The organism is Ectopseudomonas khazarica, assembly GCF_004521985.1.
Taxonomy (GTDB): domain Bacteria; phylum Pseudomonadota; class Gammaproteobacteria; order Pseudomonadales; family Pseudomonadaceae; genus Aquipseudomonas; species Aquipseudomonas khazarica.
Genome location: NZ_SBHZ01000008.1, coordinates 100,720 through 123,957, shown reverse-complemented (window position 1 = coordinate 123,957; position 23,238 = coordinate 100,720). Strand labels below are relative to the sequence as shown.

19 protein-coding genes are annotated in these 23,238 nt (G+C 67.1%); 8 read left to right on the top strand and 11 right to left on the bottom strand.

Annotated elements, in window-relative coordinates; translation table 11 throughout:
* Window positions 1-54: 54 nt before the first annotated feature.
* Window positions 55-411 carry a PilZ domain-containing protein gene (locus EPK82_RS12390; protein WP_037048051.1) on the top strand — a complete coding sequence of 119 codons (357 nt, stop codon included), beginning with the start codon at window positions 55-57 and terminating at the stop codon, window positions 409-411.
* A 12-nt stretch (window positions 412-423) separates the two neighbouring features.
* On the opposite strand, the gene EPK82_RS12385 is transcribed toward EPK82_RS12390, so the two are convergent.
* Entirely contained in the window at window positions 424-1,227 is an 804-nt protein-coding gene (locus EPK82_RS12385) for a SirB1 family protein (protein WP_134676759.1), read from the bottom strand.
* A gap of 100 nt (window positions 1,228-1,327) precedes the next feature.
* Here EPK82_RS12385 and EPK82_RS12380 point away from each other — a divergent pair, with 100 nt between their 5' ends.
* On the top strand, window positions 1,328-2,350 hold the full coding sequence (locus EPK82_RS12380) for a Leu/Phe/Val dehydrogenase (protein ID WP_134676758.1): 1,023 nt from the start codon (window positions 1,328-1,330) through the stop codon (window positions 2,348-2,350).
* Here EPK82_RS12380 and EPK82_RS12375 read toward each other — a convergent pair.
* Complete coding sequence (locus EPK82_RS12375; protein WP_134676757.1) at window positions 2,347-3,228, bottom strand: DMT family transporter; 882 nt, start codon at window positions 3,226-3,228, stop codon at window positions 2,347-2,349. The two genes, EPK82_RS12380 and EPK82_RS12375, sit on opposite strands and share 4 nt — an antisense overlap.
* 279 nt (window positions 3,229-3,507) lie before the next feature.
* Window positions 3,508-3,912, bottom strand: a complete 405-nt coding sequence (locus tag EPK82_RS12370) for a DUF488 domain-containing protein (RefSeq protein ID WP_134676756.1) — start codon at window positions 3,910-3,912, stop codon at window positions 3,508-3,510.
* A 79-nt stretch (window positions 3,913-3,991) separates the two neighbouring features.
* Between EPK82_RS12370 and EPK82_RS12365 the strand changes: the two genes are divergently transcribed.
* A complete protein-coding gene (locus tag EPK82_RS12365; protein ID WP_134676755.1) occupies window positions 3,992-4,234 on the top strand; it encodes a hypothetical protein in 243 nt (80 codons plus the stop codon).
* Between the two features lie 45 nt (window positions 4,235-4,279).
* Here EPK82_RS12365 and EPK82_RS12360 read toward each other — a convergent pair whose 3' ends face one another.
* Both EPK82_RS12360 and EPK82_RS12355 read right to left on the bottom strand, forming a co-directional pair.
* Entirely contained in the window at window positions 4,280-4,543 is a 264-nt protein-coding gene (locus EPK82_RS12360; RefSeq protein ID WP_037048038.1) for a YebG family protein, read from the bottom strand.
* A gap of 108 nt (window positions 4,544-4,651) precedes the next feature.
* The gene (locus EPK82_RS12355; RefSeq protein ID WP_134676754.1) at window positions 4,652-5,626 is read right to left on the bottom strand and encodes an MBL fold metallo-hydrolase; all 975 of its coding nucleotides are present in this window, start codon (window positions 5,624-5,626) and stop codon (window positions 4,652-4,654) included.
* A 223-nt stretch (window positions 5,627-5,849) separates the two neighbouring features.
* On the opposite strand from EPK82_RS12355, the gene EPK82_RS12350 reads away from it, so the two are divergent.
* On the top strand, window positions 5,850-6,344 hold the full coding sequence (locus EPK82_RS12350; RefSeq protein WP_037048030.1) for a phosphate-starvation-inducible protein PsiE: 495 nt from the start codon (window positions 5,850-5,852) through the stop codon (window positions 6,342-6,344).
* 10 nt (window positions 6,345-6,354) lie between these two features.
* Here EPK82_RS12350 and EPK82_RS12345 read toward each other — a convergent pair whose 3' ends face one another.
* From EPK82_RS12345 to EPK82_RS12335, 3 genes are all read right to left on the bottom strand, one after another.
* Window positions 6,355-8,982, bottom strand: coding sequence for a DEAD/DEAH box helicase (locus EPK82_RS12345; RefSeq protein ID WP_134676753.1), 2,628 nt, complete (start codon window positions 8,980-8,982; stop codon window positions 6,355-6,357).
* Between the two features lie 116 nt (window positions 8,983-9,098).
* The gene (locus tag EPK82_RS12340; RefSeq protein WP_208651132.1) at window positions 9,099-10,094 is read right to left on the bottom strand and encodes a GlxA family transcriptional regulator; all 996 of its coding nucleotides are present in this window, start codon (window positions 10,092-10,094) and stop codon (window positions 9,099-9,101) included.
* A 112-nt stretch (window positions 10,095-10,206) separates the two neighbouring features.
* Window positions 10,207-11,085 carry a helix-turn-helix domain-containing protein gene (locus EPK82_RS12335; protein ID WP_134676751.1) on the bottom strand — a complete coding sequence of 293 codons (879 nt, stop codon included), beginning with the start codon at window positions 11,083-11,085 and terminating at the stop codon, window positions 10,207-10,209.
* Window positions 11,086-11,315: 230 nt separating this feature from the next.
* Between EPK82_RS12335 and bglX the strand changes: the two genes are divergently transcribed.
* The 4 genes from bglX to EPK82_RS12315 all read left to right on the top strand — a co-directional run bounded on the left by bglX (window position 11,316) and on the right by EPK82_RS12315 (window position 18,730).
* On the top strand, window positions 11,316-13,610 hold the full coding sequence (bglX, locus tag EPK82_RS12330; RefSeq protein ID WP_394346200.1) for a beta-glucosidase BglX: 2,295 nt from the start codon (window positions 11,316-11,318) through the stop codon (window positions 13,608-13,610).
* A 260-nt stretch (window positions 13,611-13,870) separates the two neighbouring features.
* Complete coding sequence (locus EPK82_RS12325) at window positions 13,871-15,406, top strand: glucan biosynthesis protein G (protein WP_134676749.1); 1,536 nt, start codon at window positions 13,871-13,873, stop codon at window positions 15,404-15,406.
* On the top strand, window positions 15,399-17,945 hold the full coding sequence (gene mdoH / locus EPK82_RS12320) for a glucans biosynthesis glucosyltransferase MdoH (RefSeq protein ID WP_037048016.1): 2,547 nt from the start codon (window positions 15,399-15,401) through the stop codon (window positions 17,943-17,945). The genes EPK82_RS12325 and mdoH overlap by 8 nt, the downstream gene beginning before the upstream one ends.
* 254 nt (window positions 17,946-18,199) lie before the next feature.
* On the top strand, window positions 18,200-18,730 hold the full coding sequence (locus tag EPK82_RS12315) for a cytochrome b (RefSeq protein WP_134676748.1): 531 nt from the start codon (window positions 18,200-18,202) through the stop codon (window positions 18,728-18,730).
* Window positions 18,731-18,967: 237 nt separating this feature from the next.
* Here the strand turns inward: EPK82_RS12315 and EPK82_RS12310 are convergent, their stop codons facing one another.
* The 3 genes from EPK82_RS12310 to EPK82_RS12300 form a co-directional block, all read right to left on the bottom strand.
* Window positions 18,968-20,155 carry an MFS transporter gene (locus tag EPK82_RS12310; protein ID WP_134676747.1) on the bottom strand — a complete coding sequence of 396 codons (1,188 nt, stop codon included), beginning with the start codon at window positions 20,153-20,155 and terminating at the stop codon, window positions 18,968-18,970.
* Window positions 20,156-20,262: 107 nt separating this feature from the next.
* On the bottom strand, window positions 20,263-21,162 hold the full coding sequence (locus EPK82_RS12305) for a LysR family transcriptional regulator (protein WP_037048010.1): 900 nt from the start codon (window positions 21,160-21,162) through the stop codon (window positions 20,263-20,265).
* A gap of 52 nt (window positions 21,163-21,214) precedes the next feature.
* Window positions 21,215-23,101, bottom strand: coding sequence for a DEAD/DEAH box helicase (locus tag EPK82_RS12300; RefSeq protein WP_134676746.1), 1,887 nt, complete (start codon window positions 23,099-23,101; stop codon window positions 21,215-21,217).
* Window positions 23,102-23,238 lie beyond the last annotated feature (137 nt).

Genomic DNA, 23,238 nt, shown 5'->3' with positions numbered 1-23,238 from the left:
GCCTAGTGGCCGGGGGCGGGCCATACTCAAGACCCTTTGTAGCGATTCGCCACCATGCGCAGCCAGCGTCGAATCGAACGCCATCAGTTGCCCTACTACCTGAAGGTGTTCAATCGCATCACCGACAAGCCGATGGGCTCCATCGGCAATGTCTCCCTGGACGGCCTGATGCTGATCAGCCAGCTGCCGCTGCTGGTCGGTGCGCGTTTCGACATGCGCCTGAAGATTCCCGGTCAGCAAGGTGTGCGCTTCATCGACGTCTCCGCCACCTGCCAGTGGTGCCGCGAGGATGTCACGCCGGGCTGCTATGACTCCGGCTTCGCGCTGGTCGCGCCCCCCGCCGAGTATGTCGAGATGATCGAGGCGCTACGCTACTACTTCAGCTTTCATGGCCTGCCGGCATCGGCCTGAAGATCACTCGTTTCAGTGCACCGCAGGTGCTCTCTGCAGATTACGCAGGCGCTGGCTCAGCTGCAGGCGCAGGCCTTCCTCCTCACAGAACAGCAGGGCACGCTCCAGGTCGTAGCGTTCGCCCTGCGGGCAATCGAGCTGCTGGTAGACGTCCGCACGGGCCAGGTGGTCGGCGAGGTTCGGCGGGCCGAGCTGGAGCACGCGCTCGGCATCCTTCAGCGCGGCCATGGGCTCGTCATGCTGCAGGTGCAGCTGCCGCAGGTTGCGTGACAGGCGCTGCAGCATGGCCGCTGCATCGGCGGTCTGCAGGTGCACGGCGCTGAGTTCGACCCCCGCACCCTGCTGACGATACAGCTGCTCGCGACAGTCACGGGTGTACAGGCGGCGGCCGCCACAAGGGTCGAGCAGGTGGTCGGCGCCCGGCACGCGCAGCATGAAATGGCCGGGAAAATTCACCCCCTGCAGCGGAATGTCCAGGCGTCGTGCCAGCTCCAGGGCGATCAGCGCCAGCGACAGTGGCTGGCCACGGCGGCGGCGCAGCACCTCGTGGAGCAGGGCATGGCGTGGGCGTGTCACGCTTTCGTCGTCTTCCTGGTAGTCGAGTTCGGCGAGCCGGCGCAGCAGCGGCTGGGCCAGCTCGCGCGCGGGCAGGGCCGGCAGTCCGGCGCTGACCTGCAGCTGCAGTCCGTGCAGGTCGGCGAGCAGGTTCGCCGGCTGCAACTGTTCGTCATGTTCGGCGGCGATCCACAGCGCTGCCTCGAACAGGGCAAGCGGGTCGCGTTGCAGGCACTGCAGGCAGGCTTGGCGTGGGCTCATCGCATTCTCCGGTGGCTTCTGCTCTTGTAGCCCCTGGTCGAACGCTCGTCCAGTTGCCCTCACCTATACTGTGGCCTGAAGTCAGACCGGGAGCTCGCCCATGTTCAGCATGATGGAAGCCGCCCGCCTCGAGGCCCTGCATCTGGCTGACGATCCCGTCAGTGGCCTCAAGGCCGTTATCGCCATTCACAGTACCCGACTCGGGCCGGCGCTCGGTGGCTGCCGCTACCTGGCCTATCCCGACGAGCAGAGCGCCATCCGCGACGCCATCCGCCTGGCTCAGGGCATGAGCTACAAGGCGGCGCTGGCCGGCATCGACCACGGTGGCGGCAAGGCGGTGCTCATCCGCCCGGCGCACCTGGACAGCCGGGCCGCGCTGTTCGAAGCCTTCGGGCGCTTCATCGAAACGCTGAACGGACGCTATATCACCGCCGTCGACAGTGGCACTTCCAGCGCCGACATGGATTGCATCGCCCTGCATACCCGGCATGCGACCAGCACTTCCAGTGCGGGCGACCCGTCGCCGCATACGGCACTGGGCGTATTCGCCGGTATCCGCGCCACCGCCCAGGCACGGCTGGGTGGGGATGATCTGGAAGGGTTGCGCATCGCCGTGCAGGGGCTGGGTAATGTCGGCTTCGCCCTGGCCGAGGCGTTGCATGCGGCGGGGGCCGAGCTGCTGGTCAGCGACCTGGACGCCGGGCGTGTGCAGCTGGCCGTCGAGCAGCTCGGTGCCCAGCCGATCGCCAGCGAAGCCTTGCTGACCACGCCCTGCGACATCCTCGCGCCCTGTGGCCTTGGCGGTGTGCTGAACCGGCAGAGCGTCGCTCACCTGCGCTGCGCCGCGGTCGCCGGGGCAGCCAACAATCAGCTGGCCAACCCGGAGATCGCCGACGAGCTGGAGGCTCGCGGCATCCTCTATGCGCCGGATTACGTGCTCAATGCCGGCGGCCTGATCTACGTGGCGTTACGTCACCGCGGCGAGGGGTTGCCGGCCATCACCGCCCACCTGGCGCGGATCAGCCAGCGCCTGACCGACATCTACGCCCACGCTCAGGCAGAGAAGCGCTCGCCCGCCAGGGTCGCCGACCGGTTGGCCGAGCACCTGCTGTACGAACGCTAGCATTCGCTCGCCTGGCCGCGCTGCGGGGCCAGGCGGAAGACCAGCGTCAGGCCCAGCAGGATCGCGGCCATGCCGACCAGGGCATGTGCCGAGAGCCGGTTGCCCAGCAGCACATAGTCGAGCACGCCGGTGGTGACCGGCACCAGATAGAACAGGCTGGTGACGTTGACCAGGTTGCCGGCCTGGATCAGGCGGTACAGCAGCAGCTGCGCGCCCACCGAGATCACCAGCCCCATCCACAGCAGTGGCAGCAACAGTCCGACATCGTACTCCACGCGCCAGTCCTGGCTCGGCAACAGCAGCAGGCTGGCCAGCAGGCACAGGCCGTACTGCAGCGGCAGTGCGTGCATGGGGCTCTGCCGCAGGTTCTTCTGGGCGATGCTGCCCAGGGTGATGCAGAGCAGGGCGCCGAGGGCGAACAGCATGCCGCTGACCGGCAGTGCGCTGTACAGCAGGCTGTCGCTGACGACGATCGTCAGGCCGCCGAGGGCCGTCAGCAGACCCAGCACGCGCAGCGGGGAGGCGCGCCGCTCCAGCAGCATCAGGGTCAGGATGGGTTGTACGCCCAGCACCGTGGCCAGTACGCCAGGCGTGATGCCCTCAGCCAGGGCCAGCATGTAGCAGATGCTGTAGCCGCCGATCATCAGCAGCCCGGCCCTGGCGGTCGAGCAGCGCAGGCCGCGTTGCGGCAACCAGATGCCGGAATGGCAGGCGAGCAACGCCAGGGCCACGCAGGCCAGGGCGAAGCGCAGGACGAGAAAGGCGAACGGGGACGCATGGTCCAGGCCGAGGCGGGCGAATATGGCGCCGGCAGACCAGAGCAGCACGAACAAGGCTGTCGCGCCGTAGCGGGACAGAAGGGGCGAAGGGAAACGCATGATGGAACACCTGTCGATAAATCCGCGTGAGCTCCGTACGCACGGGCGCAGCTCGGCAAGTCCGATAGGACGGAGCGGGAAGGTGCGGGGTGAGCCCGCTTAGACGGCTGCCGGCGGAGGGGGAGTGCCGGCGTGACAGGCAGGTGGCGGCGCACAGCCATCGGCAGCGGCGCGGTAGGCGGCGCTGGCGAGATCGTTCGGGCGATGCGCGAGCAGGGTCATGGAAATGGGGCGACTCGGTTGTTGAGGTCCAGAGGCTAGCCTGAGCGGTCGGCGTGGTCAACCCGCATCGAACTCGCCCTGGTAGCACACTGCCGAACTCGGCGTGTCGCGTCGCAGCAGCTCCTCCTCGAGGAACTCCGCCAGCACGCGTGCGTTGTTGTGCACCTCATCGCGTGCGGCGTAGAGCAACGTCAGGGTGCCGCCTGCCGCCCAGTGCAGCAGGCGCTGCCAGTGCTCGGGGTGGCAGGCCAGTTCGTGGCGGTAAGCTGCGCGAAAGTCGGCGAAGGCAGGGGCGCGATGGTCAAAGCCCTTGCGCAGGGCGGTCGATGGCGCGACATCGGGCAGCCAGGCGTCGCACGCCAGGGCATCCTTCGCCAGCCCTCTCGGCCACAGGCGGTCGATCAGCACGCGCTGCCCGTCGCAGGTTTCGGCTTCCAGGTACACCCGTTTGCAGCGGATCATCAACCGGCTCCTTGCCTGCGGCAACGCTGCACTTGGCGTCGTGCGCGTGCTCGTTTAGCGTGGGGGAGGAGGAATCACCATGGACTATTTCATCATCGTCGTCACTACTGCGGCCGGCCTGTACTTTCACTGGTGGCTGTTTCGCCGCATCCGTCAGTGGAGTGACCGCGACCTGGCACTTTCCTTCGCCGAGGGAGACGAGCCCAAGCGCCAGTACATGCTGGAGCAACTGGCCCGTGCCCGGTACGAGGGCATCAGCCGCCGTGAACTGCCCGCCTGGCTGGAGCAGGCTGCGACGCAGTATCGGCCAGGCAGCGCATGACCCCGAGGCCTCGACCGTCGAGCACGGCGAGGCCTACAGGGCTGGTCATTCGCTTGCCGCTTCGGCCTCGAGTTCGTCGAGCGCATCCGGCTGGTTCTTGAAGGCCTTGGCGAACACGTCGCGGTTCTTGGCCATGAAAATGCCGATTTCCTCGCCTTGCTCCTCGTTCAGCGACGGCACTGCCTTGTGCAGCACCTCGGTCAGGCGCTCGGCCAGTTCGAGCATCTTGTCGTAACGATCGGCTTCGGCCTTATCCATGAACAAGCGCTCCGGGTCGCGACTGCTGCGGTACACCACTTCGACGGCCATTCATCACCTCATCTGCCTTCATGCGTGTCTATCGGTAACTGTTTATTTGTACAGTGCTCGAAGCATAAAGAACTCGCTGCCGTTTTGCCAGCAGCGAGTGCCAGGAATTCAGCGGTCGCTGCGGATCGGGCTGAATTCGGCGGGTACCCAGGCATAGCCCTGGGTGTCCTTGCGTACGTGGCCTAGGCCGGGGAAGGGCAGGTGCGCGCCGGCAACCCAGAGCTTGTCCCTGGCTGCTTCGGCGAGGAGGCGCTGGCGGGATTCCAGGGCCTTGGCGCTGTCGACGTCGAACTCGATGACCACCTCCGGCCTGGCGAACTGCACGGCATGGTTGTGCACGATGTCGCCCCATACCAGCAGGCTCTGCCCGCCCGACTGGAACAGGTAGGACGTATGTCCGGGGGTATGGCCGGGGCTGGCCACCAGGCTGACGCCGGGCAGCAGCTCGCCGTGCGCTTCGTAGGGCTTGAGCTTGTTCATCCTGGCGTAGGGCGCAACGGCCTGCTGCGCCAGCTTGAACATGCCCTGCATGCCTTCGGGGGCCTTGGCCATGGTCGCCTCGTCGAGCCAGAAGTCGGCTTCCGCCTGGGGCACTTCCACGGTCGCGTTGGGGTAGGCCGGGCTGCCGTCGGCGTTGACCAGGCCGCAGGCATGGTCCGGATGCAGGTGGGTGAGCAGCACGGTATCGACCTGTTCCGGCTGGTAGCCGGACGCCTTGAGGTTGTTCTGCACCACGCCCAGCGTCGGGCCGAAGCACTGGGCGGCGCCGGTGTCGACCAGCACCAGGTTGTCACCGGTATTGATCAGGTAGGCGTTGACCGCGGTCTGCACGCCGTTCTCGGATGCGACGAACATGCGCGCGAGCAACGACTGCAGGTCCTTGTCGTCGATGCCCTTGAGCAGGCTGGCCGGCAGGTCGGTGTAGCCGTCGTACAGGGCCGTGACCTCGAAGTCCCCGAGCGCCATGCGGTAGTAGCCCGGCACCTGGCTCTTCTGTGGTGCCGGTGCGGCTGCCTGCAACGGCAGGCTGACCAGGGCGAGCATGGCGGATGACAAGGCGGTGCTCAGCGAGAAAAGACGCATGGGGAGATCCTTCGTTGAGTGGGGATGCCGCAGTGTGCGATGCCGGAGGCCGTCTTGGCGAGCCTGTCCTGTGCTTTCAGCGTCGAGCCGCCCGCTCTGGCCGGGCCTTGCGTCACATTGCCGCATCATCCTCGCGTGGGTCTTTTTCCTGCATGATGGTGGCCTGTGAATGCCCGCGGTGGGTGTTCGGGACGTCGTGCCGGGTTTGCTGGGGAGTTGAAGGATGAATTGGGCTGAGCGCTTGCGCGAACACATGCACGGTCTGGCGGAGTCGCTGGGCAACCTGCTGATGGAGGCGTTCCATTATCTGGCGCTGTTCGCCATCGGGGCGATCACTGCCTGGGCCGGGGTGATGGCCTTCATCGGCATGCTGGAGAAGGGCCACATCACGGTCGATGACATCCTGCTGCTGTTCATCTACCTGGAGCTGGCGGCCATGGTTGGGATCTACTTCAAGACCAACCACATGCCGATCCGCTTCATGATCTACGTGGCGATCACCGCGCTGACGCGCCTGATGATCTCCGACATTTCCCACACCCACAAACCAAGCTGGGGCGTGGTGATGGTGTCCGGGGCGATCCTCCTGCTGGCACTGGCGATTCTGGTGGTGCGCTATGCCTCGTCGCGTTTCCCTGCGGCTGCCGGCCCGGTGCCGCGTGGCAAGGTGCGCAACCGCGAGGATGCCGAAGCGGAGCGCGACGATGCGGCCGACTGAGGCGCATGCGCTATTGCAGCGGGGCGAACAGGGCGGCCAGGTCCGCCTCGTCCAGCTGCCACTGTCCCTGGCCACCGCTGCCTAGCACGCCCTCGGCCAGGCTGGCCTTGGCTTGCTGCAGGTGTTGGATCTTCTCCTCGACGCTGCCACGGGCGATCAGCTTGTAAACGAACACCGGCTTGTCCTGGCCGATGCGGTAGGCGCGGTCGCTGGCCTGGGCTTCGGCGGCAGGGTTCCACCAGGGATCGAAATGGATCACGGTGTCCGCTGCGGTGAGGTTCAGGCCGCTGCCGCCGGCCTTGAGGCTGATCAGGAACACCGGGAATTCGCCGGCCTGGAAGCGTTGCACTGGTGTACGTCGGTCCTGGGTGCTGCCGGTCAGCTTGGCGTAGGCGATCTTGCGTGCCTGCAGCTCCTGCTCGATCAGCGCCAGCATCGAGGTGAACTGCGAGAACAGCAGCACGCGGCGGCCTTCTTCGACCAGCTCCACGAGCATTTCCAGCAGGGCGCTGAGCTTGCCCGAGTCGGCGGCGCTCAGGTCGCTCGCGTCGTCGCCGAGCAGGCGCAGGTCACAGCAGCTCTGGCGCAGGCGCAACAGGGCTTCGAGGATGACGATATGGCTGCGTGCCAGGCCCTGGCGGGCAATCTCGTCGCGTACCTTCTGGTCCATGGCCAGGCGCAGGGTTTCGTAGCGGTCGCGCTGCAGCTGGGTCATCTCGACCCACTGGATGATCTCGGTCTTCGGCGGCAGCTCGCTGGCCACCTGCTCCTTGGTGCGGCGCAGGAGGAAGGGGCGGATGCGCCCGCCCAGGTGCGCCAGGCGCTGGGCATCGCCACGTTTCTCGATGGGCGTGCGGTAGTCGCGGGTGAAGGCCTTGGCGTCGCCCAGCCAGCCGGGCATGAGGAAGTGGAACAGCGACCACAGCTCGCCCAGGTGATTCTCCAGCGGCGTGCCGGTCAGGCACAGGCGCAGGTCGGCCTGTACCTGCGCAGCGGCAGTGGCGGCCTTGCTGCGCGGGTTCTTGATGTTCTGCGCCTCGTCGAGAATCAGCAGACGATAAGACTGCTGGTTCAGCGCCTTGAGATCGCGCGGCAGCAGGGCGTAGGTGGTGAGGATCAGGTCGTGCGCGGCGATCTCCTCGAACAGCGCCTTGCGCTTGTTGCCGTGCAGGGCGAGCACGCGCAACTGCGGGGTGAAGCGGGCCGCCTCGTCCTGCCAGTTGGGGATCAGGCTGGTGGGCATGACGATCAGCGCGGGCTTGTCGAGACGTCCGGCCTGCTTTTCGCAGAGCACATGGGCCAGTGTCTGCAGGGTCTTGCCCAGGCCCATGTCATCGGCCAGCACACCGCCCACGCGCAGTTCGGCGAGGGTCTGCATCCAGTTCAGCCCCTCTAGCTGATAGGCGCGCAGTTCGGCCTGCAGGCCTGCAGGCGCGGCCACTTCTCTGACCTGCAGTCGTTGCAGGCGCTGGGCGAAGCCGCGCAGCTCGTCACCGCCCTGCCAGTTCAGCGCCGGGCCCTGCGCCAGTTCTGCCAGGCGTGCGGCATCGGCACGGCCCAGGCGCAGCGGCAGGTGGTCCTCGCCCGGATCGCGGAAGTACAGCTCACCCAGCGTCGCCAGCAGCGGCTTGAGGCGGGCGAAGGGCAGGGCGATGCGCTTGCCGCCCTGGGGCAGGTTGACCAGCAGGCGATCCTCGTCGGCACGCTGGGCCAGCGCTTCGGGCGTCAGCAGCCAGGGCGTGCGGCGAATCGCCTGCAGGAGGATCGGCAGCAGGCTCAGGCGCTGACCTTCCACCTCGATGCCGAGCTCCAGGTCGAACCAGTTCTGCTGCGGGTCTTCCTCGACTTCGGCGTACCAGTCCTCGACTTCCGCCAGGTTGTACTGGAAGTCCGGGCGCATGTGGATCTGCCAGCCTTCGGCGCGCAGTTGCGGCAGCTGGTTCTGCACGAAGCCGAGCCAGTCGCGCTCGCCCTCCAGCTCGAACGGCTCGCCGGCATCGGCTGGCAGGGCGTCGCTCTGCCGCAGGGCGACCTGCAGGCCAAGCTGTTCCAGGCGCTTGCGCAGCCGCGCCTCGGCGTTCGCATCGCGGATGACGCGCAGGTTCAGGTCGGCCTGGAGGCGCTTGACCAGGTCCTTGGCCGGCTTGCCGAAAGCCAGATGCCCGGCGTAGTCGAAGGCCAGTGCGGCGCGGTGCTGGGTCTGCTCCAGCATGCGCCCCTTGCGTGCATCGAAGTGCACGCGCACGTGGCTGCCCAGGGTCAGCACAGGGACGGGGCTGATGCCCTCCAGGCGCTGTTCGGCGACTTCCTTGCTCGGCACGATCAGCTCGGACAGGTCTGCGCCGCTCTTCTGCACGGCTTCCAGGGTGAGCAGGGCGGCGACCACGTGCTTGCAGTTGAAGCCGACCGGGCAGCTGCAGTGCCCGGTCACGCTCCACTTGCGCCCGTAGGGGTGCAGGGTGATGCGCTGCTGGTAGGTCTGGCCGGAGCCCCGGCAGTTCGCCAGGAGGCTGTGATCCCTGAGGCTGAGCAGCTTGCTGCGCTTTTCCTCGGCGTAGGCGATGCCCCGGCGCAGGTCGCCGGCGCCGAACTCGGAACGCCAGTCTTCCTGGCGCAGATGATGGATGTCGAGGGGCATCAGAACAGCCCCACAGTGGCGAAGGTTTGACGCATGAGCCAGCCGCGTGAATGCAAAGGGACCGATTTTCGCACAGGCGCGGGTGCTTGCGCAGGCACCCATGGTCGGTTCGCGCGTTACTTCCTGGCCTTGACGCAGCCGTGGCGCTGCTCCTTCGACGGCGGATAGCCGAAGAACGAGGCATAGCACTTGCTGAAGTGGCTGGGGGAGACGAAGCCGCAGGCGAGACCGACATCCACGATCGCCAGCTCGGAGTGCTGCAGCAGGCGGCGGCTCTCGGTGATGCGCAGTTCCATGTAGTAGCGCAGGGGCGTGGTGCCGAGCTGCTCCTGGAACAGCCGTTCGATCTGGCGCGGCGAGCGGCCGGCGTACTGGGCGAGCTGGGCCACCGTCAGCGGCTCCTCGATGTTGCTCGCCATCAGGTTGATCACTTCACGCAGGGGTTCGCTCATCTTCTCGTGCAGCGCCGGCCGCGCGCGGCGGTAGCGGGATTCCTCGAACGCGAGGATATCCACCACGGCGTCGGCCAGGTGACGGCCGTACAGCTGGTTGATCCACTCCAGCACCATGTTGAAGGCGCCGGTCGGGCTGGCGGCGGTGAGCCGGTCACGGTCGACGATGTAGCTTTCGCTGGTGACCTGGCTGTCCTTGGCGATTTCCGCCAGGGCGGCGCGGTGTTCCGGGTGAATGGTGCAGCGGTAGCCGTCGAGCTGGCCGGCGCGGGCCAGGAACCAGGCGCCGTTCCACAGCCCGGACAGGGCGATGCCCTTGTGTTGCGCCTGTTTCAGCAGTTGCCCCAGTTCCGGCATGTCGCGCAGCGCGGTGCGCAGGCCGCCGCATACCACCAGCAGGTCCAGCTCCGCCAGGCCTTCGCCGCTGGCACGTGCATCGGGGCAGATGACCAGGCCCAGATCGCTGGTCACCGAACCGCCGTCGAGGCTGAAGGTCCGCGTGGCGAAGGCCTGGCTCTGGATCAGGTTGGCGGTGATCAGGGTATCGAGCGCCTGGGTGAAGGCGGGCAGGGAGAAGTGCTCGAGCAGGATGAAGCCGACGCAGGAAGTCTGGATCGTTTCGCGCTTGTCGCCCACGAAACGCACGTTCTGGCCCTGCATCGCCTCGCTGAACTGTCGTCTGGTTACCAATCGCGACCTCGTCGTGCACCCGCGCAGGCACCACCGGCGTGCCTGTCTGTCCGGTGCCGCACTATAACCTGCGTTGGCCGGATCAGGTTGGCTCGAACGCCTGGCGATAGCGGCTGGGGGTGTCCCCCAGCGCCTGGCGGAAACGATTGCTGAAATGGCTGGCGCTGGCAAAGCCGCAGGTCATGGCCACCTGCGCCAGGCTCTGGCGGGTGTGGCGCAGCAGATGGCAGGCCAGCGCCATGCGCCTGGCCAGCACGTAGCGGTGCGGCGGCAGGCCGAAGCTGCTCTGGAACATGCGGGCGAAATGGTATTCGGAGAGGCTGCAGAGGCTGGCCAGGATATCCAGCGACAGTGGCTCGGCCAGGTGTTGCTCGATGTAGTCGCGCACGCGCCGGCGCACTGCCGGTGCCAGGCCGCCCTTCAGGCGCAGGCCCTGGCGCAGGCCGACCTGGTTGAGCAGGGCATGGTCGAGCAGCTCATGCGCCAGGCTGCTGGCCAGCAGGCGCTCGCCGGGCTCCTGCCAGTCGAGTCGGCAGAGCTGGCGAAAGCGCCCGGCCTGCTCGGCGTCCTCGAGGAAGGTCGCCTCTTCCAGCTGCAGGCTGCGCGGCTCACGGTCGAGCAGGGCGACAGCGCCGAGGGCGAACTGCTCCTGCTCGATATAGAGGTGGGCGAGCTGGATTTCGCCGTTGATGATCCAGGCCGACTGGTGCTCGGCGGGCAGGATGCACAGGCGGTCCGGCGCGCCGCGGTTGCCTGGTTGCTCGCGGCGGAAGGTGCCGGTGCCACCGGCCAGGTAGCAGGACAGCGTGTGATGGCTGGGGGCGAGGTAGTCGCGCGCATCGTGGGCGTTGCTCCAGTGCGCCACCGCCAGGCCGTCACCCAGCTCGGCAATGGCGTGCAGCCGCGCATGCGGCGAGCGGCTCATGCTCTGGAACACCTGCAGGTTGTCGAATGTCGCCATCAGCTTCTCCCGGATGCCGCCATGCTACACCGGCCATCCGGTAACGCCAGTCGCCGCGCGAAAAATGCGCAAGTTCGTGCAAGTGGCGGCGCATCCCGGATTGCGACTGCCTGGCTGCTCGCGTGAAGTAGGGGCCGAGGTTTTTTGCGCGCGGCTGCGGCGGCGCAGGGCGAGTCGGAGTATCGTGGCGAGCACTCGAACAATGATTCGCATCCCGGATGCCCTTCTCGATGACTGACCTGCGCTCGTTCGCCCTCGCTTCCCTGTTGATCACCCCCGGCCTGCTGGCTGCCGCCCCCTCCATCGATGACAAACCCGCCTTCATCGCCGACCTGGTCAGCCGCATGACCCTGGAAGAGAAGGTCGGTCAGCTGCGCCTGATCAGCATCGGCGGCGACATGCCGCGCGAGCGCATCCGCGAGGAGATGGCGGCCGGGCGCATCGGCGCCACCTTCAACTCGGTGGTGCGCCCGGAGAACCGGCCAATGCAGGAGGCGGCGCTGCGCAGCCGCCTGGGCATTCCGGTGTTCTTCGCCTACGACATCATCCACGGCCACCGCACCACCTTTCCCATCGGTCTGGGCCTGGCGTCGAGCTGGGACATCCCGGCCATAGAGAACAGCGCCCGGGTCGCAGCGTTCGAGGCCAGTGCCGACGGCCTCGACATGACCTTCGCGCCGACCGTCGATATCTCCCGTGATCCGCGCTGGGGGCGCACCTCGGAGGGCTTCGGCGAGGACCCCTATCTGGTCTCGCGCATTGCCGCTGCCATGGTGCGTGGCTATCAGGGCAGCGACCCCAGCGATCCGCAGCGCATCATGGCCAGCGTCAAGCACTTCGCCCTGTATGGCGCGGTGGAGGGCGGGCGCGACTACAACGTGGTCGACATGAGCCCGATGCGCATGTACCAGGATTACCTGCCGCCGTACCGGGCGGCCATCGATGCCGGTGCAGGCGGGGTGATGGTCGCGCTCAACGCCATCAACGGTGTTCCCGCTTCGGCCAACAGCTGGTTGCTGCGCGACCTGCTGCGCCGCGACTGGGGGTTCAAGGGCGTGGCGTTGAGCGACCACGGGGCGATCACCGAGCTGCTGCGCCATGGCGTGGCCAGCGATGGCCGCGAGGCGGCGCGTCTGGCGATCAGCGCCGGCGTGGGCATGAGCATGGCCGACACCCTCTACGACCAGGAACTGCCGGGCCTGGTGCGCAGCGGCGCGGTGCCGCAGCGCGTACTGGACGAGGCGGTCAGCCATGTCCTGGCCACCAAGTACGACCTTGGCCTGTTCCACGACCCGTTCCGCCGTATCGGTCGCGCCGAGGATGACCCGGCCGACGTCAATGCCGAGAGCCGCCTGCACCGTGCCGATGCGCGGGCGATGGCGCGCGATGCCCTGGTGCTGCTGGAAAACCATGGCGACACCCTGCCGCTGAAGAAGACGCAGACCGTGGCCCTGATCGGCCCGCTGGCCGACTCGCCGGTGGACATGCTCGGCAGCTGGTCGGCGGTGGGCGTCGCCGAGCAGGCGGTGACCCTGCGCAAGGGCATGCAGGCGGCGCTGCAGGGCCGGGGCAAGCTGCTGTTCGCCCAGGGTGCCAACGTCACCGACGATGCCCATGTGATCGACTACCTCAACCAGCTCAACTGGGACCGCCCGGAGATCGTGCAGGACAAGCGCACGCCGCAGGCGATGCTGGAGGAGGCGGTCAGGGTCGCCCGCCAGGCGGACGTGATCGTCGCCGCGGTCGGCGAGGCGCGTGGCATGTCCCACGAGTCGTCGAGCCGTACTCGCCTGGACCTGCCCGACAGCCAGCAGGCCTTGCTGCGCGCCCTCAAGGCCACCGGCAAGCCGCTGGTGCTGGTGCTGATGAACGGCCGCCCCCTGGCACTGACCTGGGAGAAGGACAATGCCGACGCCATGCTGGAAACCTGGTACAGCGGCATCGAGGGCGGCAATGCCATCGCCGATGTGCTGTTCGGCGAGCACAACCCGGCGGGCAAGCTGCCGATCACCTTCCCGCGTTCGGTCGGGCAGATCCCCAGCTACTACAACCATCTGCGCCTGGGCCGTCCGTACACCCCCGGCACGCCTGGCAACTACACCTCGCAGTACTTCGAGGAGCCCAATGGCCCGCTCTATCCATTCGGCTACGGCCTGAGCTACAGCGACTTCCAGCTCTCGGCGCCGAAACTCTCGGCACCGCGCATGACGCCGGATGAGCGGATTCGCGTCAGCGTGACCCTGAAGAACGCCGGACCGCGTGCCGGCGCGACCGTCGTGCAGCTGTACCTGCATGACGAGGCCGCCTCGGTGATCCGCCCGGTGAAGGAACTCAAGGATTTTCGCAGGGTCAAGCTTGAGGCAGGCGAGACTCGCGAGCTGAGTTTCGAGATCGACGAAAGCATGCTGCGTTTCTTCGATGCCAGCCTGCGTCATGTCAGCGAGCCGGGTGCCTTCCGTGTCCAGCTGGGGCTGGATTCGCAAAGCGTGCAGGAGGCGCGTTTCGAACTGTTGCCACGCCAGTGAGGGGGTGGCCCTAGGAGGCAGAAAATATACTCGCGCGACCACCTGTGCCGGACTTCACGATCTGGTAATAATGCGCAGAAAGAATCCGCGCATGCGCAGGCACCACCGTCCGGTCGGTCGTCCGCATCGCGCTCGCGCTGTCGCTGTCCCATTCGCCTGTTTTCAACTCTCCGCAGCGGTCGCCCCCGGGCTGGCCGCTGCCTGTCAGTACGTGTTGCCCTGGAGGCTGTGTGTCGATGAGTCGTTGTTCTGGAGCCCGTATGGGCAAGGCCGGCAAGCTGGCCCTCTGTGTGCTCCCTCTGTTGTTCGCAGCCCAGAGCTGGGCATTCGAGCTGGACGATGTGGCGGTCAAGGCCAAGGCCCTGGCGGCCGAGAAGTACAGCGCGCCGCAGAGCAATCTGCCGGCATCCCTGCGCGACCTGCCGTTCGCCGGCTATCAGAAGGTGCGCTTCCGTGAGGACAAGGCCTACTGGCGCGACGGCAAGACGCCGTTCCAGCTGTACTTCTTCCACCAGGGCATGCATTTCGACCTGCCGGTGAAGATCAACGAAGTGACCGCCGAGGGCACGCGCGAAATCAAGTACGACCCGGCGATGTTCGACTTCGGCGACCTCGACCTGAAAGCGGAGGACCTCAAGGATCTCGGTTTCGCCGGTTTCAAGGTGATCCACGAGCTGAACGAGGCGGGCCGTCAGGATGAAGTGATGAGCGTGCTGGGCGCCAGCTACTTCCGCATCGTCGGCAAGGGCCAGGTGTTCGGCCTGTCCGCACGCGGGCTGGCCATCGACACGGCGCTGCCGTCGGGCGAGGAGTTCCCGCGGTTCACCGAGTTCTGGATCGAGAAGCCGCAGTCCGATCGCGGCACCTTGCTGTTCTATGCGCTGCTCGACTCGCCGCGTGCCACCGGTGCCTACCGCATGGAGATCGACCCGGGCCGCGACAGCGTGCTCGACGTGCAGGCCAAGGTCTACCTGCGCGAGCCGGTGGAGAAGCTCGGCATCGCGCCGCTGACCAGCATGTACCTGTTCGGCGCCAACCAGCCTTCGCCCCGTCACAACTACCGCCCCGAACTGCATGATTCCGACGGCCTGGCCATCCATGCCGGCAATGACGAGTGGCTCTGGCGCCCGCTGAACAACCCGCAGCGCCTCAACGTCAGCAGCTACCGCATCGACAACCCGCGTGGTTTCGGCCTGATGCAGCGCAACCGCGATTTCGGCCAGTACCAGGACCTCGACGACCGCTACGAGCTGCGCCCGAGTGGCTGGGTGGAAACCGTCGGCGACTGGGGCACCGGCCATGTCGAACTGGTGGAGATTCCCACGCCGGACGAGACCAACGACAACATCGTCGCCCTCTGGCGCCCCGACAACCAGCCCGCCGTGGGCGAGGCGCTGGACGTCCACTACCGCCTGCACTTCAGCCGCGACGACGCCAAGCTGCATGACCCGCAGCTGGCCATGGTCACCCAGACCCGCCTGTCCGAGGGTGACGTGAAGCAGGCCAACCTGATTCGTCAGCCCGATGGCAGCACCGCCCTGGTGGTGGACTTCGCCGGCCCGGTGCTGGCCGAACTCGCGGCGGACGCGGCCATCGAGTCGCAGGTGAGTGTCGACGGCAACGCCGAGATCGTGGAGAAGAACCTGCGGTACAACCCGGTGAGCAAAGGCTGGCGCCTGACCCTGCGCATCCTGGTCAAGGACCCGGCACAACCGGTGGAAATGCGTGCTGCCCTGGTCCAGGACGGCAAACCCCTGTCGGAAACCTGGAGCTACCAGCTGCCTGCCCATGAATAACTCCCTCGACGATACGCTGATCCAGGACTACCTGGAGGAACTGCCGCTCGACCCGCAGCGGCAGGAGGACCTGGCTCACCGCCTGGAGGAGGGTGGTGACCTGGCCACCCTGCACCATGCGCTGCAGATGCCGGAGGCGGCCAGCAGCGAGCCCCAGGAGGAAACGCGCGAGCTGCTCGAGTCGGTCCCGGCACGCCTGGAGATGGGCTGGCCGGACGCACTCGAACGCGGTTGCCGCCTCGTCGAGGATCACCAGGGCCGGCCGACCATCGAGTCGACCCCGCCGATCAGGCGCACGCGCATCGTGCCGGAGCCCTGGCAGACCAACATCCTCGACCGTGGCTGGCGACGCCTGAAGGGCGAGAAGCCGACGCCACGTCCGCGTACCCGCGAGACCGAGGATTTCGCCGAGGCGCGCTGGCGGCAGGTCGCGTCGATGCGCCGCGCCGCCCTGTTGCTGCTGATGGTGGCGCAGACGGTGGTCGCCACCTGGTACATGAAATCGGTGTTGCCGTACCAGGGCTGGTCGCTGGTCGACCTGGGCCTGGTCTTCGAGCAGCCGCTGCGCGAGTCGGCGCGACAGATCCTGCCGTACGTGGTGCAGACCAGCATCCTGGCGCTGTTCGCACTGCTGTTCTGCTGGGTCTCGATGGGCTTCTGGACGGCCCTGATGGGCTTCTTCCAGCTGCTGCGCGGGCGTGATCGCTACAGCATCTCGGCCACTGCCTGCGGCAACGAGCCGATCTCGCCGAAGGCGCGCACCGCGCTGGTCATGCCGATCGCCAACGAGCACGTGCCGCGGGTGTTCGCCGGCCTGCGTGCGACCTTCGAGTCGCTGAAGGCCACCGGGCAGCTGGAGCATTTCGATTTCTTCGTGCTCAGCGACAGCAACGACCCGGACATCTGCGTCGCCGAACAGCAGGCCTGGATGGAGCTGTGCCGCGAAGTGGAAGGCTTCGGGCGCATCTTCTATCGCCGCCGGCGGCGCCGGGTGAAGCGCAAGAGCGGCAATATCGACGACTTCTGCCGGCGCTGGGGCAGCAACTACCGCTACATGGTGGTGCTCGATGCCGACAGCGTGATGAGCGGCGACTGCCTGACCAGCCTGGTTCGTCTGATGGAAGCCAACCCCGGCGCCGGGATCATCCAGACCGCGCCCAAGGCGTCCGGCATGGACACCCTCTACGCGCGCCTGCAACAGTTCGCCACCAGCGTGTACGGGCCGCTGTTCACCGCCGGGCTCAACTTCTGGCAGCTGGGTGAGTCGCACTACTGGGGCCACAACGCGATCATCCGCGTCAAACCCTTCATCGAGCACTGCGCCCTGGCGCCCTTGCCGGGCACCGGTGCATTCGCCGGGGCGATTCTCTCCCACGACTTCGTCGAGGCGGCGTTGATGCGCCGTGCCGGCTGGGGCGTGTGGATCGCCTACGACCTGCCGGGCAGCTACGAGGAGTTGCCGCCGAACCTGCTCGACGAGCTCAAGCGCGACCGACGCTGGTGCCACGGCAACCTGATGAACTTCCGCCTGTTCCTGGTACGCGGGATGCACGCGGTGCATCGCGTGGTGTTTCTCACCGGGGTCATGTCCTATCTGTCGGCACCGCTGTGGCTGCTGTTCCTGGCGTTGTCCACCTGCCTGCTGGCGATTCACACGCTGATGGTGCCGGAGTATTTCCTGCAGCCCAACCAGCTGTATCCGCTGTGGCCAAGGTGGCAGCCGGAGGAGGCGGTGGCGCTGTTCTCGGCGACCATGACGCTGTTGTTCCTGCCCAAGCTGCTCAGCGTGCTGCTGATCTGGATCCAGGGCGCCGAAGCCTACGGCGGGCGCCTGCGCGTGCTGCTGTCGATGCTGCTGGAGGCTGGCTGTTCGGTGCTGCTGGCACCGGTGCGCATGCTGTTCCACAGCCTGTTCGTCACTGCAGCCTTCCTCGGCTGGTCGGTGCAGTGGAACTCGCCGCAGCGCGTGGACGATTCCACGCCCTGGAGCGAGGCCTTGCGCCGTCATGGTTCGCAGGTGCTGCTGGGGATCGCCTGGACAGGGCTGGTCGGCTGGCTCAACCCGGACTTCCTCTGGTGGCTGGCGCCGATCGTGGTGTCGCTGATCCTCTCGCCGCTGGTGTCGGTGCTGACCAGCCGCACCGCGCCCGGTCTGGCTACGCGGCGCAGCAAGCTGTTCCTCATCCCGGAGGAGCACGAAGTGCCGCGCGAACTGAGCAACACCGCCGAGTACGAGCGCCTGAACAGTGCGCGTGCGCTGCGGCAGGGCTTCCTGCGGGCGGTGGTCGACCCGCTCTACAACGCCCTGGTCTGCGCCATGGCGCGTGCGCGCCATGCCAAGGTGGTGCCTGCCGCCGAAGCCTTGCGTGACGAACGGATCGAGGAAATCCTCGCGGCCGGCCCGCAAGGGCATGTCGAGGCCACGCGCTGGCGCCTGCTCAACGACCCCGACGGCATGGCGCGCCTGCATGCGCGAATCTGGCAGGAGCCGCAGCAGCACAGCTGGCGCGAGGCCCGCGAGCGCTTGCGCGACGCCTGAGCAATCGACCCTGTGTCGCAGGGTCGCCTGCGACACACTTGCTTACAGCCAGGTTTTCCCATTGCTACCTGCCTCAGTGCACCATGGCGTCTTGCGATGACACGGGCCCTGAGACAGAGCCTTGGCCACCTATCTGGTGAAAACAAGATGGCATGTTCCCGCTCCTCCATCGCAATTGCCGGGCTGTTTCGCTGCGTGCACAGGAGGAGCCGTGCGTGGCGACGCCATTCACCTGACCTGATAGGAACCTGAATATGTCGAGCCTCAATGATTCTGCACAGCGTTACGGCGTTGTGTCTCGTGTTTTGCACTGGGCCATGGCGGCGCTGCTGCTGTGGCAATTTCTCACTGTATTGGCGCCGGAAGACAGTGCTCTGGAGACGCTGATCGGCGGTACGCACAAGTCCGTCGGCCTGCTGCTGATGGTGCTGGTGGTCATCCGCCTGGCCTGGGCACTGTACAACCGGGGGCGTCGTCCTGCCGCGTTGAGCCGAGCCGCCAGCCTGGGGCATCGGGTCCTCTATGCGCTGATGCTGGTGATTCCGTTGTTGGCGCTGATGCGCCAGTACGGTTCCGGGCGGGCCTTCGAGGCATTCGGCATGACCATCATGTCCGGCTTCGAGGGTGGCAAGATCGAGTGGATGATTGCCCCGGCCAGCCTGTTGCACGGCAACCTCGGCCAGCTGTTGCTGGTGCTGATCGTCGGGCATGTGGTCATGGCATTCGTCCACCGTCGCCAGGGCGATGTGGATGTGCTCGGGCGCATGCTGGGGCGTTCGTCCTGAGCGCTATGGCGAATGTCTTACACGCCGAAGCGGTAACCGCTGCTGTTGTCGCTTCGGTCAGATCCTTAATCTACACACATCCCCTGCAGCGACGGATCGCTGAGGATCACGGATGATGACCAGGCCATGATGGCTACCGACAGGATGTCGGATGGTTGGGAAGAAACCCGCTTCGGCGGGTTTTTTGTTGTCTGCGCAAAAGCCGGGCCGCTCGCCGGCGCGGGCGGCATCTGGCGTTCAGGGCTCGCGGCTGACGAACAGCAGCAGCCCGAGCAACGGCAACCCTGCGCCCAGCAGCGCCGCACCCTGCAAGCCGAACTGCTCGTAGATCGGGCTGGCCAGCGCCGAGCCGATGGCCCCGCCGATGAAGATACTGGTCATGTACAGGGCGTTGAGGCGTGCGCGGCTCTGCGGCTCGAGGGCGTAGATGCTGCGCTGGCCGAGCACCATGCTCATCTGCACGGCGAAGTCGAGGACGATGGCGGTCGCCACCAGGCCGACCCAGCCCAGGCCGTCGCTCAGCAGGTCGGGGACGAAGGCCAGCGGTGCCAGCAGCAGTGCGACCAGGCTGGCGCGGTAGGTATGCCCGGCATCGGCCAGGTGCCCGGCGATGGGCGCTGCCACCGCGCCGATGGCGCCGGCCAGGGCGAACAGGGCGATGTCCTGCTGGCTCAGCCCCAGGTGACGGGCCAGCTCCAGCGGTGCCGCGGTCCAGAACAGGCTGAAGCTGGCGAACATCAGGCCCTGGTAAAGCGCCCGGCGCCGCAGGATCGGGTAGCGGCGCAACAGTTGCACGAGCGAGGCCAGCAACTGGCCGTAGCTGGCGCGGTGAGCGGGCGCATGGCGCGGAATGGTGGTGGCGATCACCAGGCTGATCAGCAGCATCAGGCTGGCAGCCATCAGGTACACCGCGCGCCAGCCGAACTCGCCGGCCACCAGGCTGGCCAACGGCCTGGCCAGCAGGATGCCCAGCAGCAGGCCGCTCATGATGTTGCCGACCACGCGGCCGCGGCTGGCCTCCGGCGCCAGGTTGGCCGCCAGCGGGATCAGCATCTGCACCGACACCGAGCTCAGGCCGATCAGCAGCGCCAGGCCGAGGAACAGGCCGGGCTGGGTGGCGAACGCGGCCGCCAGCAGGCAGAGCAGGGCGGCGGCGGTGGTGACCAGCATCAGCCGGCGGCTTTCCAGCAGGTCGGCCAGCGGCACCAGGAACAGCAGGCCGAGGGCATAGCCGATCTGCGTCAGCGAGACGATCAGGCTGGCCCGCTCGGCGTCGAGGCCGACATCCGGGGCGATCAGCTCGATGATCGGTTGTGCGTAGTAGAGGTTGGCGACGATGGCGCCGCAGCACAGGGCGAACAACAGCACCAGTGTCTGCGGCAGGGATGGGGACTCGCGTGTGAGCGAGGAGGTCTGGCTGGTCATGCGCTGTTCTCGGTGGCAATGGGCGGCAGGCGCAAGAGTAGGGGGTCGGCTGGCTACGGAGAATCCACCGTCCGAGCAACAGTGCGTTGCGTGGCGTGCAACGCCGCTCAGCCCTGCAGCAGGCCTTGCAGGAATGCACTGAAGGCGGCGATCCGCCTGGAGCCCCGATGGTTCGGCAGGTACAGCAGGTGGATGGTACCTTCGTGAGGCCCGGGTGCCACTTCGTAGTCCGGTAGCAGGCGCTGCAGCTGCCCCTGGGCCACGTCGTCGCGCACCAGCCAGTCCGACAGCAGCGCCACGCCCTGACCGGTCAGGGCCGCCTGGCGCAGGATATCGGCGTTGTTGCTGCGCAGGCGTCCTGTGACCGGCACCTGCAAGGTCGCGCCGTCCTGCTCGAAGCGCCAGTAGTGCGCCGGGCTGCCGTAGTCGTATTGCAGGCAGGCGTGCGCCTGGAGCGCGCTCGGATGCGCGATCGGCGGAGTGCGCGCCAGATACTCCGGGCTCGCCACCAGCCAGCGGCGGAAGCGGCCAACCTGCTGGCTGATCACGTCATCGCTGACGATGGATGATCCCAGGCGCAGGGCCAGGTCGATGCGTTCGCTGAGCAGATCGACCACCTCGTCGGTCACGCGCAGGGTCAGCTCCAGTCGCGGGTGGCGCTCGAGCAGTTCGCCCAGGTGCGGCGCGATCAGGCGGCGGGCGAACTCCACCGGCACGCTCACTGCCAGGCGACCGCGTACCTCGTCATCCTTGTCGGCCACTGCGGCGTCGGCCTCGTCGAGGGCATCGAGTATGGCCAGGGCGCGTTCGAAGTAGTCCCGCCCGGCTGCACTGACGCTGACCTGGCGTGTGTTGCGGTTGAGCAGTACGCAGCCCAGCTCCTGCTCCAGCGCGTTGACCGCGCGGGTCACCGAGGAGGTGGCCAGCCCCAGCTGCCGTGCAGCAGCGGAAAAACCGCCGCAGCGAACGGTGGTGACGAAGGTGCGCAGCGCCAGCAGCTTGTCCATCGAGTGCCCCGGTTGAGAATGTCCGCTGCGCAGCTTGCGCGATTGCCAGGCACTAAGCCAGGCATTGTGTGGCGCCCTGTGCCTTGCGCGTGTACCACAGCACCCGGCTGACGCCACGGGTGATGGCCACGTAGGCCAGGCGCCGGGCCTCGTCCTGCATGGCCTGGTCGTAACTGCCGGTGAAGAAGCCGCATTGGGCGTAGAGGGCATTGCGCAGCGGGTGTTTCTCCACGGGCAGGCAGTCGTCGAGGATGATCGCCACCTCGGCCTGCAGGCCCTTGGCGCGGTGGATGGTCAGCGCTCTCACCGGCAGGGCTTTGTCGAGCTGCGCCCGGACCTGCTGCAGCGGCTCGTTGCGGCGGCTGAGCAGCAGCACGGCGGTGTGGTCGGCGCCGGGGCGGCTGGCGACATGCGCGCACTGCGCACGGATTTCCTCGAGCAGGCGTGGCAGGCCGTTGCTCAGGTCGAAGCGCTGGATCAGCTTCACACCGTGGTCGCCCGGCTGCATGGCCTTGGCCGCGACGCAGGTCTTGGCCTGCTTGCTGCGGACCTCGGCGAGCACTTTCTCGGCGTCGCGCAACACCGGCTCGATGCTGCGGTAGTTGGTGCCCATCAGCAGGGTGGTGCTCTTGCCACGGCCACGGCTGGGGAAGTGCCGGTCGAAGTCGATGAACAGCTCCGGCGAGCTGCCGCGCCAGCCGTAGATCGACTGCCAGTCATCGCCGATGGCCATCAGGCTGATGCGCTCGCCTGCGCCGTGCAGGCGGCGATGCACGGCCTGCAGCCACAGCACGATCTGCGGCGAGATGTCCTGGAATTCGTCGATCAGCAGGTGGCCCAGGGCGAGCAGGGCCGGCCCCGGCTTGCCGGCATCGGTACGTTGCAGGCGCTCGCTGAGTTGCGCGAAGGCGCCGTTGAAGCTGATCAGCCCCTGGCTGTGCAACAGGGCGGTGAAATGCTCCTGGAAGCGCTGCATGGCCTCGATGAAGTCACGTTCGCGCGCCGCGCATTGCAGTGTCTTCACGTCCAGGTGGTCGAGGCGGATACCCAGGCTGGCGGCGAAGTCGATCTGCCCGTACAGCAGTTCGAACAGGGGCAGGGCGGCGAATTCGCCGGGCAGCTTGCAGGCGTCCAGTGGCGCCTTGGCGGTTCTGCCCTGCGTCTCCTGTGGCGCGGGTAGCTTGAGCAGGCGATGACAGAGAAGGCGAAAGCGCGCGTCCTCGGCATAGGCGCTCTGGTAGGCCTGCTTGAGCAGGCGCTGCTGGGCCGGGCGCAAGCGTGCGCCAGTCAGCGGGTTGTCCGGCTCCGCGGCGGGTTCGTCGAGCTGCTCGAACCAGCGGGGGCTGCCCAACTGCTCCTTGGCCAGCGCCGCCATGGCTGCATGAAAGGTACGTACGCACTGGCGGGCATCCTGTCCGTACTGCCAGAAGTCGAGCAGGCGCTGCAGGCGCTCGCGCAGTTCGCTGCACGAGGCGTTGGTGAAGGAGATCACCGTCAGCCGCTGCGGGTCGATCTGCAGGTGGCAGAGCATGAACACCACGCGCAGCACCAGGGTGCTCGACTTGCCCGAGCCTGCGCCGGCGAAGATGCGCGTCAGCGGGGCGCGGCACAGAATCATCGCCCACTGTTCGTCCGACGGTGCGCCGATCAGCCCGGCGCCGACGGCCTGGGCCACCCGCTCGCGCATGGCCTGCACCTGCGTTTCTTCGATCTTCAGGCGGGTGGCAGGGTAGATGCCGGCCGGGCCAGGCTTGCTCCTGGCCGCCTTGCCGCTGCTGCTCTTCTTGCCTCCGCTGGCTTTCTTGCGCGTCTGCTTGCGTGCCGGCTTGCGTGGTTGTGCGGCCTCACGCTCGGCGCGCAGATAGGCGGTGGTGCGGGGGAAGTAGCGGGCGAGGGCGCTGGACAGCAACTGTTTGTAGCGGGCGACGGCAGAGAGCATGCAGTGAGAACGACTTGTCTGGCAAAAGCCGCATGATAAAGCCTTGGGCGCGATGGCAGGCAGTGATGGCGCAGCGATAAATGCGCAACTTTGTGCAAGCACGAGGCCTGCGCTGCTTCCAGACTGTACGCAGTCTT